This window comes from Wenyingzhuangia sp. 2_MG-2023 (genome assembly GCF_030548295.1).
Lineage (GTDB): Bacteria > Bacteroidota > Bacteroidia > Flavobacteriales > Flavobacteriaceae > Wenyingzhuangia.
Genome location: NZ_JAUOSB010000001.1, coordinates 247,942 through 264,245, shown reverse-complemented (window position 1 = coordinate 264,245; position 16,304 = coordinate 247,942). Strand labels below are relative to the sequence as shown.

13 protein-coding genes are annotated in these 16,304 nt (G+C 33.3%); 11 read left to right on the top strand and 2 right to left on the bottom strand.

All coding sequences use genetic code 11. The features are described from left to right. Positions 1-5 precede the first annotated feature (5 nt). Complete coding sequence (gene secDF, locus Q4548_RS00910; protein WP_303450313.1) at positions 6-2,966, bottom strand: protein translocase subunit SecDF; 2,961 nt, start codon at positions 2,964-2,966, stop codon at positions 6-8. A gap of 305 nt (positions 2,967-3,271) precedes the next feature. Between secDF and Q4548_RS00905 the strand changes: the two genes are divergently transcribed. The 7 genes from Q4548_RS00905 to Q4548_RS00875 all read left to right on the top strand — a co-directional run bounded on the left by Q4548_RS00905 (position 3,272) and on the right by Q4548_RS00875 (position 11,398). Next, positions 3,272-3,700 (top strand): hypothetical protein, encoded by a 429-nt coding sequence (locus tag Q4548_RS00905; RefSeq protein ID WP_303450310.1) that lies wholly within the window; start codon positions 3,272-3,274, stop codon positions 3,698-3,700. Positions 3,701-3,865: 165 nt separating this feature from the next. Then, a complete protein-coding gene (locus Q4548_RS00900) occupies positions 3,866-4,948 on the top strand; it encodes an efflux RND transporter periplasmic adaptor subunit (protein ID WP_303450307.1) in 1,083 nt (360 codons plus the stop codon). A 32-nt stretch (positions 4,949-4,980) separates the two neighbouring features. Then, entirely contained in the window at positions 4,981-8,196 is a 3,216-nt protein-coding gene (locus Q4548_RS00895; protein ID WP_303450304.1) for an efflux RND transporter permease subunit, read from the top strand. Between the two features lie 22 nt (positions 8,197-8,218). After that, complete coding sequence (locus Q4548_RS00890) at positions 8,219-9,622, top strand: TolC family protein (protein WP_303450302.1); 1,404 nt, start codon at positions 8,219-8,221, stop codon at positions 9,620-9,622. Positions 9,623-9,785: 163 nt separating this feature from the next. Then, entirely contained in the window at positions 9,786-10,325 is a 540-nt protein-coding gene (locus Q4548_RS00885; protein ID WP_303450299.1) for a hypothetical protein, read from the top strand. 219 nt (positions 10,326-10,544) lie between these two features. After that, positions 10,545-10,817, top strand: a complete 273-nt coding sequence (locus Q4548_RS00880) for a twin-arginine translocase TatA/TatE family subunit (protein WP_303450297.1) — start codon at positions 10,545-10,547, stop codon at positions 10,815-10,817. Next, positions 10,817-11,398, top strand: a complete 582-nt coding sequence (locus Q4548_RS00875) for a phosphatase PAP2 family protein (RefSeq protein WP_303450295.1) — start codon at positions 10,817-10,819, stop codon at positions 11,396-11,398. The genes Q4548_RS00880 and Q4548_RS00875 overlap by 1 nt, the downstream gene beginning before the upstream one ends. Positions 11,399-11,446: 48 nt before the next feature. Here Q4548_RS00875 and Q4548_RS00870 read toward each other — a convergent pair whose 3' ends face one another. Continuing rightward, positions 11,447-11,872, bottom strand: coding sequence for an OsmC family protein (locus Q4548_RS00870; RefSeq protein WP_303450292.1), 426 nt, complete (start codon positions 11,870-11,872; stop codon positions 11,447-11,449). A gap of 77 nt (positions 11,873-11,949) precedes the next feature. Here Q4548_RS00870 and Q4548_RS00865 point away from each other — a divergent pair, with 77 nt between their 5' ends. The 4 genes from Q4548_RS00865 to Q4548_RS00850 are packed head-to-tail and all read left to right on the top strand — an operon-like array spanning position 11,950 to position 16,304. Further along, positions 11,950-13,221, top strand: coding sequence for a replication-associated recombination protein A (locus Q4548_RS00865; protein ID WP_303450290.1), 1,272 nt, complete (start codon positions 11,950-11,952; stop codon positions 13,219-13,221). Beyond that, positions 13,214-14,200: a GNAT family N-acetyltransferase gene (locus Q4548_RS00860; protein ID WP_303450287.1), complete on the top strand. Its 987-nt coding sequence runs from the start codon at positions 13,214-13,216 to the stop codon at positions 14,198-14,200. Before Q4548_RS00865 ends, Q4548_RS00860 begins: the two co-directional genes overlap by 8 nt. Beyond that, positions 14,197-15,303 carry a DegT/DnrJ/EryC1/StrS aminotransferase family protein gene (locus Q4548_RS00855; RefSeq protein WP_303450284.1) on the top strand — a complete coding sequence of 369 codons (1,107 nt, stop codon included), beginning with the start codon at positions 14,197-14,199 and terminating at the stop codon, positions 15,301-15,303. Before Q4548_RS00860 ends, Q4548_RS00855 begins: the two co-directional genes overlap by 4 nt. Beyond that, entirely contained in the window at positions 15,291-16,304 is a 1,014-nt protein-coding gene (locus Q4548_RS00850; RefSeq protein WP_303450281.1) for a glycosyltransferase family 2 protein, read from the top strand. The genes Q4548_RS00855 and Q4548_RS00850 overlap by 13 nt, the downstream gene beginning before the upstream one ends.

The following is a 16,304-nucleotide window of genomic DNA, read 5'->3' as shown; positions in this document are numbered from 1 at the left end:
TAAAACTATTCTTTAGATTTTGCTTTCTTTTGTTTAAAGTCATACATAATTGGTGATGCAATAAATAATGAAGAGTAAGTACCTACAATAACTCCAATAATCAAAGCAAACATAAATCCTTTGATGCTATCTCCACCAAAAATGAAGATTGCTAACAGTACAACCAATGTTGTGATAGAAGTGTTTACAGTACGTCCTAGTGTAGAACTTAATCCTTTGTTCACAGTATCTAAGAATGACCATTTTGTGTGTTCAGTAGAAAATTCACGAATTCTATCAAATATAACCACCGTATCGTTTAATGAGTATCCAACTACTGTTAAGATAGCAGCAATAAAAGATTGACCAATTTCCATATCAAAAGGCATTAGTTTATAAGTGATAGAGAATACAGCCAATACAACCAATACATCATGGAAAACTGCAGCTACAGCTCCTAATGAGAATTCTATCTTTTTAAATCTTAATAAAATGTACAAGAACACTCCAATCAAAGATCCAATAATAGCCCATCCTGCAGATTGTTTAATGTCATCAGCAATGGTTGGTTCTACTTTTGCATAAGATAATATTCCTACAGTTTGTCCATCAAAACCACCTCTAAAATCTTCTATAGTAGTTCCTGCTGGTAAGTAAGATACCAAACCATCAAACAATGCTTTTTGAACTTTGGTGTCAGTAACGGGACCTTCTTCTTCAATTAAGTATTTTGTTGTTATTTTTAATTGATTGTTGCTTCCGTATGTTTTTACTTCTGGAGCAGATCCAAAAACATCTTTCAATGTAGCAGACACATCCGAAGCTTTTACATCTTTGTCAAAACGAACAGTATACGTTCTACCTCCTACAAAGTCCACTCCATAGTTCAATCCGTTTGTAAATAACGATCCAATTCCTAAAATGATAATAGTACCAGAAACGATGTAAGCTATTTTACGTTTTTGTAAGAACTCTATGTTGATGTTTGTAAACCAGTTTTTAGTAGTTGGAGTGTTAAAAGCTAAAGATTTTCCTTTAGAAGTAGCACCGTCTAACAACATTCTAGTGATAAAAATTGCAGTAAACAATGAAGTTAAAATACCTACAATTAAAGTAAAGGCAAAACCTTGAATAGGTCCTGTTCCAAATACATATAAAATTCCACCTGTTAATAAAGTGGTAATGTTGGCATCAATAATAGAAGACAAAGCTCCTTTTACACTAAATCCATTATCTATGGCAGTGACAAAATTTTGTCCTGACCTTAAGTTTTCTTTAATTCTTTCAAATATAATTACGTTGGCATCTACAGACATACCAATCGTTAAAATGATACCAGCAATACCAGGAAGCGTTAATACCGCTCCATAAGATGTTAAAATTCCAAAAATAAATAAGATGTTTACCAACAATGCAACGTTAGCATACCATCCTGCTTTTCCGTAGTATAAGATCATCCAAACCAATACCAATAAAATTGCGATGGCAAATGAAATCATAGAAGCATTGATTGCTTCTTGTCCTAATGATGGTCCAACTACTTCTGATTGAATAATATGAGCAGCAGCTGGTAATTTACCTGCTTTTAATACGTTTGCTAAATCGGTAGCCTCTTCTACGGTAAAGTTTCCTGAGATAGAAGTTCTTCCTCCTGTAATCGCATCATTTACTCTAGGTGCAGTGTATACATAATCATCTAAAACTACAGCAACAAATTTACCTACATTTTCTGCAGTCATTTTTGCCCATAACTTAGTTCCGTTTCCGTTCATGGTCATGCTTACTTCAGGATTTGCTCCTAATTGGTCAAATTGTTGACTTGCATCAGAAATAACATCTCCTTCAATTGGAGCTTCGTTGTTTCTGTTAGATTTTATAGCGTATAAAGGTAAGTAGTCGTCACTAGACTTGGCATCCCATAAGAACTTTGTGTATTTGTATTCTCCTGTCAACAATGCTTTCACATCTTTTCTGCTTAAGTACTCGTTTACTTTTGCAGTATCTTTTACAGCAGCATAACCAATTACAGATGAAGGTTGACCTGTTGGTTGTAAGTAACTAAATAAACTTACCATTTTAGAAGTACTCTGAATAGAATCATTTTCTTCAACATCTCCTAATAAGTCTTCAATAGAATTGTCTTCGTCAGATTTACTTTCTGTAGTTTTTGTTTCTTCAACGTCAATAGTTTCAGCAACTTTTTGGTTGGCAGCTACTAAGAATTGAATCAATTCCTGTCCTGTGTATACTTCCCAAAATTGTAATTCTGCTGTAGATTGTAATAATTTTTTTACACGCTCTACGTCTTTAGCTCCAGGTAATTCAATTAAGATTCTTCCAGAAGTTCCAATTCTTTGAATGTTTGGTTGTGTTACCCCAAATTTATCAATACGAGAACGTAATACTTGAAAAGCAGTTGATATAGAAGCATCTATTTCACTAGCTAAAATGGTTTTTACTTCGCTGTTTGGAGTGTCGAATTTAATTTTTTCTCTTAAGTTTTTAGTTCCAAAAATAGATGGATCACTCAATTTAGTTTCACCAGCAATTTTTTCAAACTCTTTGTAAAATAAATCAAAATAACTTTCTGATGAATTTCTTTGAGCATCTGAAGCTGCTTGTAACGCTTGTGAGAAAATTGGATTTTTAGAGTCGTTAGACAATCCAATCAAAATATCTTTTACAGATACCTGTAAGGTTGCATTGATACCTCCTTTTAAATCTAAACCTAAGTTGATTTCCTTGTCTCTAATGTCGTTGTAAGTAAAACTTCCAAACCCTAATACTCCTGGTACATTTGCAACAGAATCTAAATAAGCTTTCTCTAATCTAGCAATCTCTCTACCATTGTTTTCTTCTGCATTTGCCTTAGCGTAAGTTTTAGCCTCTTTTTCTACTTTGTTCGCGAAAAAAGTAAAAGATAAAGAGTACAAACTAACCAATCCAAAAAGGATAGCAAATAATCTGATAAGTCCCTTGTTTTGCATTTTTTTATGTGTATTTTCTCTACTATTTTTTATGTAAGTGTGCAAATATAATATTTCAACTTAATAAAGGCGAATTTTAAGAAGTTAATTGTATTATATAATCAAAAAGTTAATGTTTGTTTCATGTTAATTTATAACAAACGATGTTTTAAAATGAAGTCTTTTATAAAAAATGAAGTTTTATGAGGCTGGTTTTTAGATATATTGTAATGTTAGTGGTGATTTCTTTAGCTCTTTGTAATTTGTGTTTTTTTACAATACAATATTTGCGTTACTAAAAGACTTTATGTAATTTCGCCTTCATAATGAAGAATTTTTACACAAAATTTTTAGTACTATTTTTTGTCTTCCTAAATGGATACGGGCATAGCTATGCTTTTTCTGATGAGGTAGATGATAGTTGTATTGTAGAAAATCTTCATTTGCTAAGTGCTGATGAGATAGATTCTTTAGAAAGTAATTTTCAAGAATTTATTGCAAAACCACTTCATTCATCAAATAAAGATGAAAAATTTGAGGTTGAAATTGAAGGTCAAGAAGAAGACGAAGAAATTGAATCAGAATCAGAGTCACCTTCTAAGAAAAAAACACAAATAGCCAGTTTTCAAACGGTTGTTAGTTCATCTCTATTTCAGAGAGATTTACACTCAAGTTTTTCCTTAATCTCTATTTACAAGAATACTTCTTACGTATCGTTAAAAAGATACATCCTTTTCAGAGTTATCAGAATTTGATCATCCTTACTTATTAATTAAGCAATCACCTGCTTAATTTTTTTTGCAGTTATTCTTAACTGTTTATCGCTCTATGTCTATTTGTCATCGTGCGTTTATGTGTATTGTTATGCACTTCTGTTTATAAAGAACAACCAAAATTACATTAATAAAAACAACATTATTATGAAGAGAATTCTTACGCTCGTAAGTTTTTGTGTCTTGTCATGCTTTACAAGCTGCAAAAAAGAACATGAAAAAGAAAAAGAGGATATTTATCTTGTTACCAATCCAATAAGGATGGATACAATTATCAAGAAAAAATATGTTTGTCAAATACACTCAATACAACACATTGAATTAAGAGCCCAAGAAAGAGGTTACTTAGAAAAAATTTATGTAGATGAAGGACAATTTGTGAAAAAAGGACAATTGTTATTTCAAATTATGCCTAAGCTATACGAAGCTGAAATGCAAAAAGCAGAAGCTGAGGTTAGTTTTGCTGAAATAGAATACAAAAACACCAAGCAGTTAGCAGATCAGAATGTGGTTTCTCCAAACGAATTGGCTATGGCTAAAGCTAAGTTGGCTAAGGCAAATGCTGAGTTGTCTTTAAAAAAGGTTCATTTACAGTTTACACAAATAAAAGCACCTTTTGATGGATATATAGATCGTTTTCATGTAAGATTAGGTAGTCTTATTGATGATGGAGATTTGTTAACAAGCTTGTCAGATAATAGTCAAATGTGGGTGTACTACAATGTTCCAGAGTCTGAGTATCTTAATTTAGAAAGTAAAATAGATGAAGATAACCCATTAAAAGTTGAGTTAGAAATGGCGAATACAAAATTATTTAATCATGAAGGATTTGTAAAAGCTATTATTGCTGATTTTGATAATGAAACAGGTAATATTCCTTTTAGAGCAACTTTTCCTAACCCTAATCAATTATTAAGACATGGTGAAACAGGAAATATTCAAATGGATGTCCCTTTGTCTGATGTTTTGTTTATTCCTCAAAAAGCAACGTATGAAATTTTAGATAAAAAATATGTTTATGTAGTAAATGATGAAAATGTTCTTGAATCTAGAATGGTAACAATAAGCGGTACAGAATTAAAAAATTTATTTGTAATCACAGGCGGTTTAAAACAAAGTGATAAGATTCTTTTAGAAGGAATTAGAAAAGTAAAAGAAAATCAAGAAATCCATTATGAGTTGAAAGATCCTAAACAAGTAATTGCTCATTTAGACTTACATGCTGAATAATGGTAATTCTAAGAACAAAAAAATAAAACAATATGTTTCAAAAATTTATTCATAGGCCAGCCCTAGCGATAGTAATTTCATTACTCATCGTGTTTATGGGAACATTGGCCATAAAAACGCTACCTAAATCGCAGTTCCCAGACATTGCTCCGCCAATGATTGTTGTGTATTTAGCATATCCAGGAGCAAGTTCTACAGTGTTAACAAAATCTGTTCTTATTCCATTAGAACAAGCCATTAACGGGGTTCCAGGAATGAAGTATATGTTTTCTACTGCGGCAAGTTCAGGAGAGGCAAACATTACAGTTGTATTTAATAAAGGAACGGATCCCAATCAAGCACTTGTAAATGTTAACAACCGTGTGCTTCAGATGAAGAGTAGGTTGCCAGAGCTGGTGCAATTAGAAGGGTTGATTGTAAAACAATTAATGCCTAACATGTTAATGTATGTAAACCTCTATGGTAAAGATACAGCCAATGTGGATATGGAATATATCTTTAATTACGCATACGTAAATGTAATGCCAGAGTTGCAGAGGGTAAGTGGAGTAGGGCAAGCAAAAATTATTGGTACAAGACAGTACGCAATGCGTGTTTGGTTAAAACCAGACCGAATGAGGGCTTACAATATATCTACAAAAGAGATAATGGAGGCTATTGATCAGCAAAGTATTATTGGTTCACCAGGTAGGTTGGGTAGAGCCGATAGTAAAGTGTCGGAATCTATTGAATATGTGTTAACCTATAAAGGACGATTTAATGAGGCTCAAGAGTATAAAGACATTATTCTAAAAGCTAAGCCTAATGGAGAAGTACTTCATTTAGGAGATGTTGCGGATGTAGAATTGGGAAGTGAGTTTTATGATGTGTATTCAAACAAAGATGAATACCCTTCTGCAGCAATTATGCTGAACCAAGCATACGGAAGTAATGCTACAGAGGTAATTGATCGTTTAAAAGAGAAATTAGAAGAACTGAAAAAAGATTTTCCGCCAGGGGTTGATTATGAAATTAGTTACAATGTATCTAACTTTTTAGATACCTCTATAGAGGAAGTGATTCATACACTAAGAGATGCCTTTATATTGGTAGCAATTGTAGTTTTCGTATTCTTAGGGGATTGGCGATCCACGTTAATTCCAATTTTAGCGGTACCTGTATCTTTAATTGGAGCCTTTTTTGTAATGCTAGCCTTTGGCTTAACCATCAACTTAATTACGCTGTTTGCTTTGGTGCTCGCCATTGGTATTGTGGTCGATGATGCTATTGTGGTAGTAGAAGCAGTCCATGCTAAATTTGAAGAAGAGCCACATATTACACCATACAATGCTGTTAGAAAAGTGTTAGGTGAGATTAGTGGAGCTATTATTGCAATTACATTATTAATGACTGCAGTATTTGTTCCTGTAGCATTTATGTCTGGACCTGTTGGTATTTTTTACCGTCAATTCTCCATTACAATGGCTTCTTCAATTGTAATTTCAGGTACTGTTGCACTTACTTTAACACCTGTATTGTGTGCGATTTTATTAAAAAACAATCATGGGGTTGAAAAGAAGAAAAACTTTATTGACAAATTCTTAGATAGATTCAATAAGCAGTTTAACGGACTAACCAATAGATATGTTAAATTGTTAAAAGTAATTGTACATAGAAGAACTGTTACTTTTGGAATTTTAATCATTTTTGCAGTTAGTATTGTTGGTATTTCAAAGCTCCTTCCTTCTGGATTTGTACCTGATGAAGATCAAGGTATGATTTATTCTGTACTTCAAACACCTGCGGGGTCTACTTTAGAAAGAACATATGCAATAAGCCGTCAGTTGCAAGAGGCTGCCAAGGAAGTGGATGGAGTTAAATCTGTATCGGCATTAGCAGGTTACGAAATATTAACTCAAGGTCGTGGTTCCAACTCAGGAACACTATTAATCAATTTAGAGTCTTGGGGAGAAAGAGAGCATACAGTAAAAGAGATTATAGAAGAATTAGAAGAAAAAGCTAAGGATATTCCTGGAGCAAAAATAGAATTCTTTAATCCACCAGCTGTGCCAGGATACGGTGCTGCAGGAGGTATTGCTTTGCAGTTGTTAGATAAAAATAACACCATTGATTATAAACGTTTAGATAGAACTACTAAGGAGTTCATGGCTGAGCTTGAAAAGAGAAAAGAGATTACATCTTTGTTTACTTTTTATAGTACAGATTACCCTCAGTATGAGTTAGAGATAGACAATCAAGCAGCAATGCAAAAAGGTGTGTCTATAGGTGAAGCAATGGAAAACTTATCTATTTTGGTGGGTAGTACCTATGATCAAGGATTTATCAAATATGGTCGTTATTTTAAAGTTTACGTCCAAGCAGATCCAAAATATAGAGCACTTCCTGAAGATATTATGAAGTTGTATGTAAAGAATGACAGAGACGAAGAGGTTCCTTATTCTTCATTTATGAAAATGAAAAAAACACAAGGGATTTACGAAGTTAACAGATATAATATGTACAATTCAGCTTCTATCAGATGTTCTCCAGCAGAAGGATATAGTAGTGGAGAAGCTATTAAAGTAATTCAAGAAGTAGCTAAAGAAAAATTACCTAAAGGGTATGATATTGATTGGGCAGGACTTCAAAAAGATGAAGTAGCTAGAGGGAATGAAGCTGTATATATTTTTATCATTGTATTGGTTTTTGTGTACTTGGTATTGGTTGCACAGTATGAAAGTTTCATCTTGCCATTAGCTGTAATTCTTTCTTTACCTCCAGGTATTTTTGGGGCTTTTATGTTGATTAAATTTGCAGGTGTTGCTAACGATATTTATGCACAAGTAGGACTCGTTATGCTGGTTGGATTGCTAGGTAAAAATGCAGTGTTGATTGTAGAGTTTGCAATTCAGAAACATCACGAAGGGATGTCTGTATTAAATGCTGCAATTGAAGGAGCAAAAGCTCGTTTTAGACCTATTTTAATGACTTCATTTGCCTTTATAGCAGGGTTGATACCATTGTTGGTGGCTACAGGACCAGGTGCTGTAGGGAATCTTACCATTGGTGCTGCTTCATTAGGAGGGATGCTGTTCGGAACTATTTTTGGGGTTGTTATTGTTCCGGGGCTGTATTACATTTTTGGTAGTTTAGCAGAGGGTCGAAAGTTAATTAGAGACGAAGAAGACACTTCATTGTCCGAAGATTTTGTTCACGCAGTAGATACATATTCTATAAACGAAGAAGAAACAGATGAAAAAGATCAATAAAACAAAAAGCCTTTATAGGCTAATGATAATAGGAGGGATATTAACCCTATGGGCTTGTAAAACTCCGACTTTAGTTCAGAAAACAGAGAATACAGATGTACCTGAGAGTTTCAACACATCAAAAGATACAGTGAATGTAGTGAAAATGAACTGGAAGGAATACTTTACCGATCCTCATTTGGTGAAATTGATAGATGTTGCATTACAAAATAATCAGGAATTGAATATTATGATGCAAGAGATTGAAATTGCTAGAAACGAGATTAGAGCAAGAAAAGGAGAGTATTTGCCTTTTGTAGGCATTGTTGCGGGTGCAGGTGGAGAAAAAGTAGGTCGTTACACCAGTCAAGGTGCTAACGATGCTACCACTCCAATTAGAGGGAGCAAAGAAAATCCAGAATTTTTGCCAGATTTTATGTTTGGAGCGCATGCAACTTGGGAAATAGATATTTGGAACAAATTGCACAACGCTAAAAAAGCAGCAGTAAGTAGATATTTAGCAAGCGTAGAGGGGAAGAATTTTATGGTGACCAATTTGATTGCAGAAATAGCAAATTCGTATTATGAATTGTTGGCGTTAGACAATCAGTTAACAATTTTAAAAAGGAATATTAAGATTCAGAGCAATGCACTAAAAATTGTAAGGTTGCAAAAGCAATCTGCAAGAGTAACAGAGCTTGCTGTGCGTAGGTTTGAAGCACAAGTATTGAGTACACAAAGTATCCAATTTGAAATTGAACAAAAAATAACCGAAGCAGAAAATAGAATTCACTTTTTAATTGGAGAGTTTCCTGGTACTATAGTAAGAGATCACAGTGGATTTGTAGATTTAGAACCCGATGCAATTCAGGCGGGAATTCCTGCTCAATTGTTGACAAACCGTCCTGATATCAAACAGGCTGAGTTGGAATTGGCAGCTGCTAAATTAGATGTAAGAGTGGCAAAGGCTAGGTTTTATCCATCTTTAGGGTTATCTGCAAATATAGGTTACCAAGCTTTTAACGCAAAGTATTTGTTAAACACACCTAAATCTTTGTTGTATTCTTTAGCGGGAGATTTGACAGCTCCGTTGATCAATAGAAATGCTATCAAAGCAGATTATTACAATGCAAATGCAAAACAAATTCAAGCCGTTTACAATTACGAACGAACTATTTTGAATGCATATGTAGAAGTTGTAAACAAATTGTCTAAAATCAGTAATATGAAAAAGAGCTTTGACCTAAAACAGAAAGAGGTAAATGCGCTTACAGAATCTATTACGATATCAAACAAATTGTTCATGTCTGCAAGAGCAGATTATATGGAAGTGTTATTAACACAACGTGATGCTTTGGAATCTAAATTTGAATTGATAGAAACCAAAAAGAACCAAATGAATGCTTTTGTAAATATTTACAAAGCTTTAGGAGGTGGTTGGAATTAGAAATAAAAGAAACTTTTTTTCATAGTTAGTTTTGTCTGGAGCCTGGGGAATTTGCTTGTTAACCCTCGGGCTCCTTTTATTCATACGTTTTCGTAATATTAATTTTTAAAATATAAAAAGATTAAATAGTCTTAATAGTTTTGTGATATGAAATTATAACAAAATGAAAAAGAAACTATTTTACATTGTCTGCTTGCTTTTTAGTGTTGATGGATTGTTAGCGCAAGAAATTGAAGAAAAGGAAGAAGTGAAAGAAAAAAGACACAGAGTTAGTGTGGTTTTAGGGCATTCTTATTTGAATTTAGGCTATGAATTGGGGAACAAAGATGTTTTGTCTATTCCCTCGTTTGGTTTAGATTATGAATACTGGTTTAAAAAAAAATGGGGAATTGGAGTTTTTAGTGATGTAGAGTTGATTTCGAGTAAAGAGTCTGAAGAGTTGCATGGGGGTGTGATTGATAGAAGATACCCAGTAGTTATTACTTTAGATGCTTTGTGGAATCCAGTTGAACACTTGGAATTTGTATTAGGGCCAGGAGTGATTTTTGAAAATGGAGAAGTTAAGGATTTGATAAGAATTGGCTTAGAGTATGATTTAAATATTGGTCATCACTGGGATGTTGCTCCTAGTTTCTTTTACGATCATGCAACAGATGGAATTTCTAATTTGTCTATTGGGATAGGAATAGGTAAAAGTTTTTAATCATTAAAAACCTTAAAAATAAAACAAGAGACGGTCTAAAAAGACGGTCTTTTTGTATTTGGTAGAGGGTAGGTTTTGCAAAATTATTCTTATCTGAATAAAAGGAAGTTTAAGAGTGAAATACCAATTGAGAAACTTTGCAAAGAGTCTTTTTTTGTAAGATTTAAAATGGATAGAAATTCATTTATTCCTGTTATCTTTGTTTAAAAATAGAAGACAATGTATTTATTTATAGGAGGTCCAGAAGTTTTTATCATACTGTTACTTGTTGTGATGCTTTTTGGTGCTGATAAAATTCCAGAAATTGCTCGTGGTTTGGGTAAAGGAATGGCTCAAATTAAAAATGCAACAGAAGATATTAAGAAAGAGATTAACAATAGCGCAAAAGATGTTGGAGTGGATTTAGATGTAACAAAAGACATCAAAAAAACTATTGATGATGTTAAAGAAAGCGTTGACGACATGACAGGGCCTATCAAACGAATGAAATAATGAGTTTTTTAGACACCATCATAGCAGCAGATCAGGAACTATTAATTTACTTAAACAATTTTGGAAGTGAACCTTACGATCAGTTTTGGTTAATCATTACCAAACCTCTCAATTGGATACCTTTATTTTTGTTCTGGTTGTTTTTGCTGATCAAAAATTACAAATGGCAAAAAGGTTTGTTCTTATTTTTGTTTATCTGTGCCATGGCAGGGCTTTCGGATGTTTTGGTAAATATCATCAAATATTCTACAGCTAGGCCTAGACCCTGTTGGCAAGAGGGAGTTCTGGAGCAAATTCGTATTTTAAAATGTTCAGGTAGTTTTAGTTTTGTTTCCGGACACGCAACTACTTCAACCGCAGTAACCACTTTTATGTATTTGTTATTTAGAAAAAAATATAGATGGTCAATCCTGTTTTATATCTATCCATTGTTGTTTGCATACAGTAGAATTTATATGGGTAAACACTATCCTGTAGACATTCTTTGTGGATATACTTTAGGAATAATAGAAGCAATTTTATACTTAAAATTAGCTCATTATATTTTGAGTAAATGGAAGGGTAAGAAAAAATTAGCATAAAAAAAGGAAGTCAATTGACTTCCTTTTTTTATGCTAATATAAATTGTTTTACTGTTTTGGAAAATAATTAATTTTTGTTTCCACTTTAGCAAACTGACGGAACATTTCCATTACACCACAGTAACTGTCTACAGATAATTTTACTGCTTTTTCTATTTTCTTTTCACTCAAGTTGTCACCATAAAAATTGAAATTCACCCAAACTTTATGATAGTATTTTGGGTGTTCTTCTGTCAATTCAGCTTCTACATCAATGTCAAAGGTATCCACATCAATACGCATTTTTTGAATTAAAGAGGCAATATCTATTCCAGAACAACCTGCCAATGCAGACAACATCAACGCTTTTGGACGCAAACCTTTTCCTTGTCCACCTACTTCTTCAGAACCATCAATTGGTACCAATCCTCCGGGTCCTTCTGATTCAAAATGTACACCTTCTTTCCAGTTTAATTTTATTTTTTGAGTTGCCATGTGCTTAAATTTTAGACTTCAAAAATAAGCAAACTAAATCAATTCCTCATTTGTTTCACAACTCGTATCTTTACTTTATGAAAGCACCTTTGGCAGAACGCATTCGTCCTAAATCTTTAGAGGACTATATCAGTCAGCAACACCTTGTAGGAAAAAACGGGGTATTGACAAAACACATCCAAAACGGAATTATTCCTTCTTTAATATTATGGGGACCTCCAGGTATTGGAAAAACCACGTTGGCAAATATTATTGCAGAAACTTCTGATAGACCTTTTTTTACGTTGAGTGCCATCAATGCAGGAGTAAAAGATGTTCGAGAAATTATAGATAAAGCCAAGCAGAGTGGAGGTTTGTTTACAACAAAAAATCCTATTTTGTTTATTGATGAAATCCATCGTTTTAGCAAATCACAACAAGATTCTTTGTTGGCGGCGGTAGAGAAAGGTTGGGTAACACTGATTGGAGCAACTACAGAAAATCCTAGTTTTGAAGTAATTCCCGCTTTGTTGTCTCGTTGCCAGGTTTACATTTTAAATCCTTTTGATAAATCGGATATGGAGGCTCTGTTACAACGTGCTATGGAAGAAGATGAAGACATTGCTGCAAAAAGAATAAAATTAAAAGAAATAGATGCTTTGTTACAGGTTTCTAGTGGTGATGCTCGAAAATTGCTGAATGTTTTTGAGTTGATTGTGGCTTCTGAAGAAGAAGGTGTAGAAATTACCAATGATTTGGTGTTGCAAAAAGTACAACGAAATGTAGTGCGATACGACAAAACAGGAGAACAACATTATGATATTATTTCGGCTTTTATCAAATCCATCCGAGGATCAGATCCTAATGGAGCTGTGTATTGGTTGGCAAGAATGATAGAAGGGGGAGAAGATGTAAAGTTTATTGCCCGTAGAATGTTGATTTCTGCCTCTGAAGATATTGGAAATGCAAACCCAACAGCGTTGATTATGGCTACCAATACATTTCAAGCAGTAACAACCATAGGATACCCAGAGGCTAGAATTTTATTGAGTCAATGTGCAATTTACTTGGCAAATTCAGCCAAAAGCAATGCAAGTTACGAAGCCATCAACCAAGCAATCCAAATGGTAAAACAAACGGGAGATTTGCCCATACCATTGCATCTGAGAAATGCTCCGACCAAATTGATGAAGGATTTGGACTATGGGAAAAATTACAAATATGCCCATGCTTATGAGGGCAACTTTGTGGATCAAGAATTTTTGCCCGATGCTTTGGTTGGAACCTCATTTTATTCACCAGGTGTAAATGCACGTGAAAATGAGTTTAGAAAAATAATGAAAGATCGTTGGGGAGACAAATATGAGTAAATCAGAGAACATAAGAGTTGTAAAATATACATCGGATAAAAAAGAGGCATGGAATGCTTTTGTAAAAGCTTCTAAAAACGGCACTTTTTTATTTGATAGAGATTTTATGGAATACCATGCAGATCGATTTGTTGATTTTTCTCTGATGGTTTATGAGAATGAAAAAATAGTAGCTCTTTTTCCTGCCAATAGAAATGAAGAAGTAGTTTGTTCTCATCAAGGATTGAGTTATGGTGGTTTGATTTTAAGCGCTAAGGAAAAATACAAGAGCTGTGTTTTTATTTTTAGAGCATTGTTGTGCTTTTTAGAACAGCAGGGGGTCAAAACAGTAGAAATTAAAGAAATACCATCTATATATGCTCTTTTTCCAAGTGATGAAATTTTGCATTTGTTGTTTTTGTGCAAAGCAGAATTGTATAGAAGAGACGGTCTGTCTGTGATAGAAATGAAGAACGATTTGATGTTTGGAAAAAGTAGAAAATCAGGAGTGAAAAAAGGAATCAAAAACAAATTAAATGTAAAAGAAGTTGGAGCTTTTGATACATTTTGGAATGAGATATTGATTCCTAATTTGCGAAAAAAACACAACGCAAAACCAGTGCATAGTTTGGAAGAAATTACATTGTTAAAAGAAAGATTTCCAAAAAATATAAGGCAATTCAATGTGTATAAAGATGAGGTGATTGTGGCAGGAACAACTATTTTTGAATCACAGAGAGTAGCGCATTCTCAATATATTTCCAAAAATTCAGAAAACAATGATTTAGGGAGTTTGGATTTTTTACATGATTATATGTTGAAAAATGTATTCCAAGAAAAAGATTATTTTGATTTTGGAATTAGCAACGAAGCTCAAGGAACGAAAGTGAATAGCGGATTGCAGTTTTGGAAAGAAAGTTTTGGAGCCAGAATGGTAACCCAAGGTTTTTACCGTGTAAAAACATCAAATTATAAATTGTTAAACGAAGTCTTGTTATGATTAAATTTCTAGACTTGCAGAAAATAAATCATCGATTTGAAAAGGAGTTTCAAGAAAGTTTTCAATCTTTTTTAGAAGTTGGTTGGTACATCAACGGGTCACAAGTGACCAAATTTGAAAAAGAATATGCCTTGTATTGCGGAACACAATTTTGTGTAGGTGTAGGTAATGGTTTTGATGCTATTAAGTTGATTTTAAAAGCTTATATAGCATTGGGTGAAATTCATTTGGGAGATGAAATTATTGTGCCTGCAAATACTTATATCGCTACTATTTTAGCAATTACAGAAGTAGGTTTGACTCCTGTTTTGGTAGAGCCAGAAATAGCTACATTCAATATGGATGTTAGTTTCATTTCTAAAAAAATCACAACGAAAACCAAAGCCATTTTAGCGGTGCATTTGTACGGTCAACTGGCAAATATGAAAGGCATCAATAAAATTGCAAAAGAGCACAGTTTATTGGTTTTTGAAGATGCAGCACAGGCCCACGGAGCAATGGATGAGCATGGAAACAGAGCTGGGAATTTATCTAATGCTGCTGCCTTTAGTTTTTATCCAGGAAAAAACTTAGGGGCTTTGGGTGATGCAGGTTCCGTAACAACGAATAACAAGCAAATTGCTGCTTTGGTTAGAGTGTTGGCTAATTATGGTTCTGATAAAAAATATTTCAATTCTCACAAGGGAATCAATAGCCGTTTGGACGAATTACAAGCAGGAATATTAAGTATTAAACTGAAAGAATTAGATGCTGACAATGCAAAGAGAAGAGCAATAGCACAACGTTATTTGTCAGAAATAAAAAATAAAACAATTGTTTTGCCAACTTATCATAAAAGTAAAAATCATGTGTTTCATTTGTTTGTGATTTTGTGTGAGAAAAGAGACGAGTTGCAAGTGTATTTGGATAGAAATGGCATACAAACCATGATTCATTATCCCTTATCACCACATCAACAAGAGGCATACGCGGAATGGAATGAGTTGAGTTTTCCAATTACTGAAAAAATACACGAAGAAGCATTGAGTTTGCCTATTAGTCCAGTTTTAACCACCAAAGAGGTTGATTTAATTATTGAAAAAATAAATGCATGGACATACTAATTAAATCATTCAATAGACCGTATTGTTTGGATAGGTGTATTCAGAGCATTAACAAATTTGTTGTAGATTCAGAGTATCAAATAATTGTTTTAGACGATGGAACTCCAGAAAAATATTTGAAAAAAATCAAAGAAAAACATGATGGAATTACGATTTTAAAATCTTCTAAATATGCTGAAAAAGTAACATCAATAGAGGGTGACTTGGGAAATGTAAGCACAGAAATTCCGATAGATTTGTGGCTTGATGCTGCTAAAAAAGCTTCTGATTATTTTCTGTTGTTGGAAGATGATATTTGGTTGACGGATTGTGTTGCATTGAGCGATTTGCAAATTGAGTTGAGTAAAGAAAAAGTGCAAATGTTGAAATTGTTTTGGTTGGGGAATCCTAAATTGATTTCTAATAAAATCATTAAAAAAGATCCTTTTTTTAGTGTTTATCAACCTCAGTTGTATACTCAAAATCCACTTTTATATAGATTGGTTTTTATTATTGATCGATTTAAAATAAGGCGTTTTTTTTCTTTTTTTAATATCTATACAACAGCAAGAGCGTTGCGTTACTATGCTATTTATTCTGTTGCTGGGGCAATTTTTAAAAGAGATTATTTTTTGAGTTTATGGAACAATCACACCAATACGGTTTCTGAAGAGCTTCAGCTTTACAATGCCGTTAAGTTTTTAAAATCTAACAAAAATGTAAATTTTGGAAGGACTAATAAAGAAATTGTAAAAACTAGTTTTTTATCTGCAGCAACCAACCAACACAAGAATTATGAAGATGTAAATTTAGATATGTTTGCTTTTAATAAAATTGTGAACGAGGCTTGGTATGAAAATCAATTTGATGCGATGGGCGGTTTTCCAAAGGACTTGAATCCAGAAATCATAGATACAATTTTAAAAGAAAAAAATGCAACCGCTGCAAATGCAGAGGAATGGAATAAGTGGGTGAAAAAATTTAAATTTCAATACACCTCTTTTGGATGTACAATTGATTGA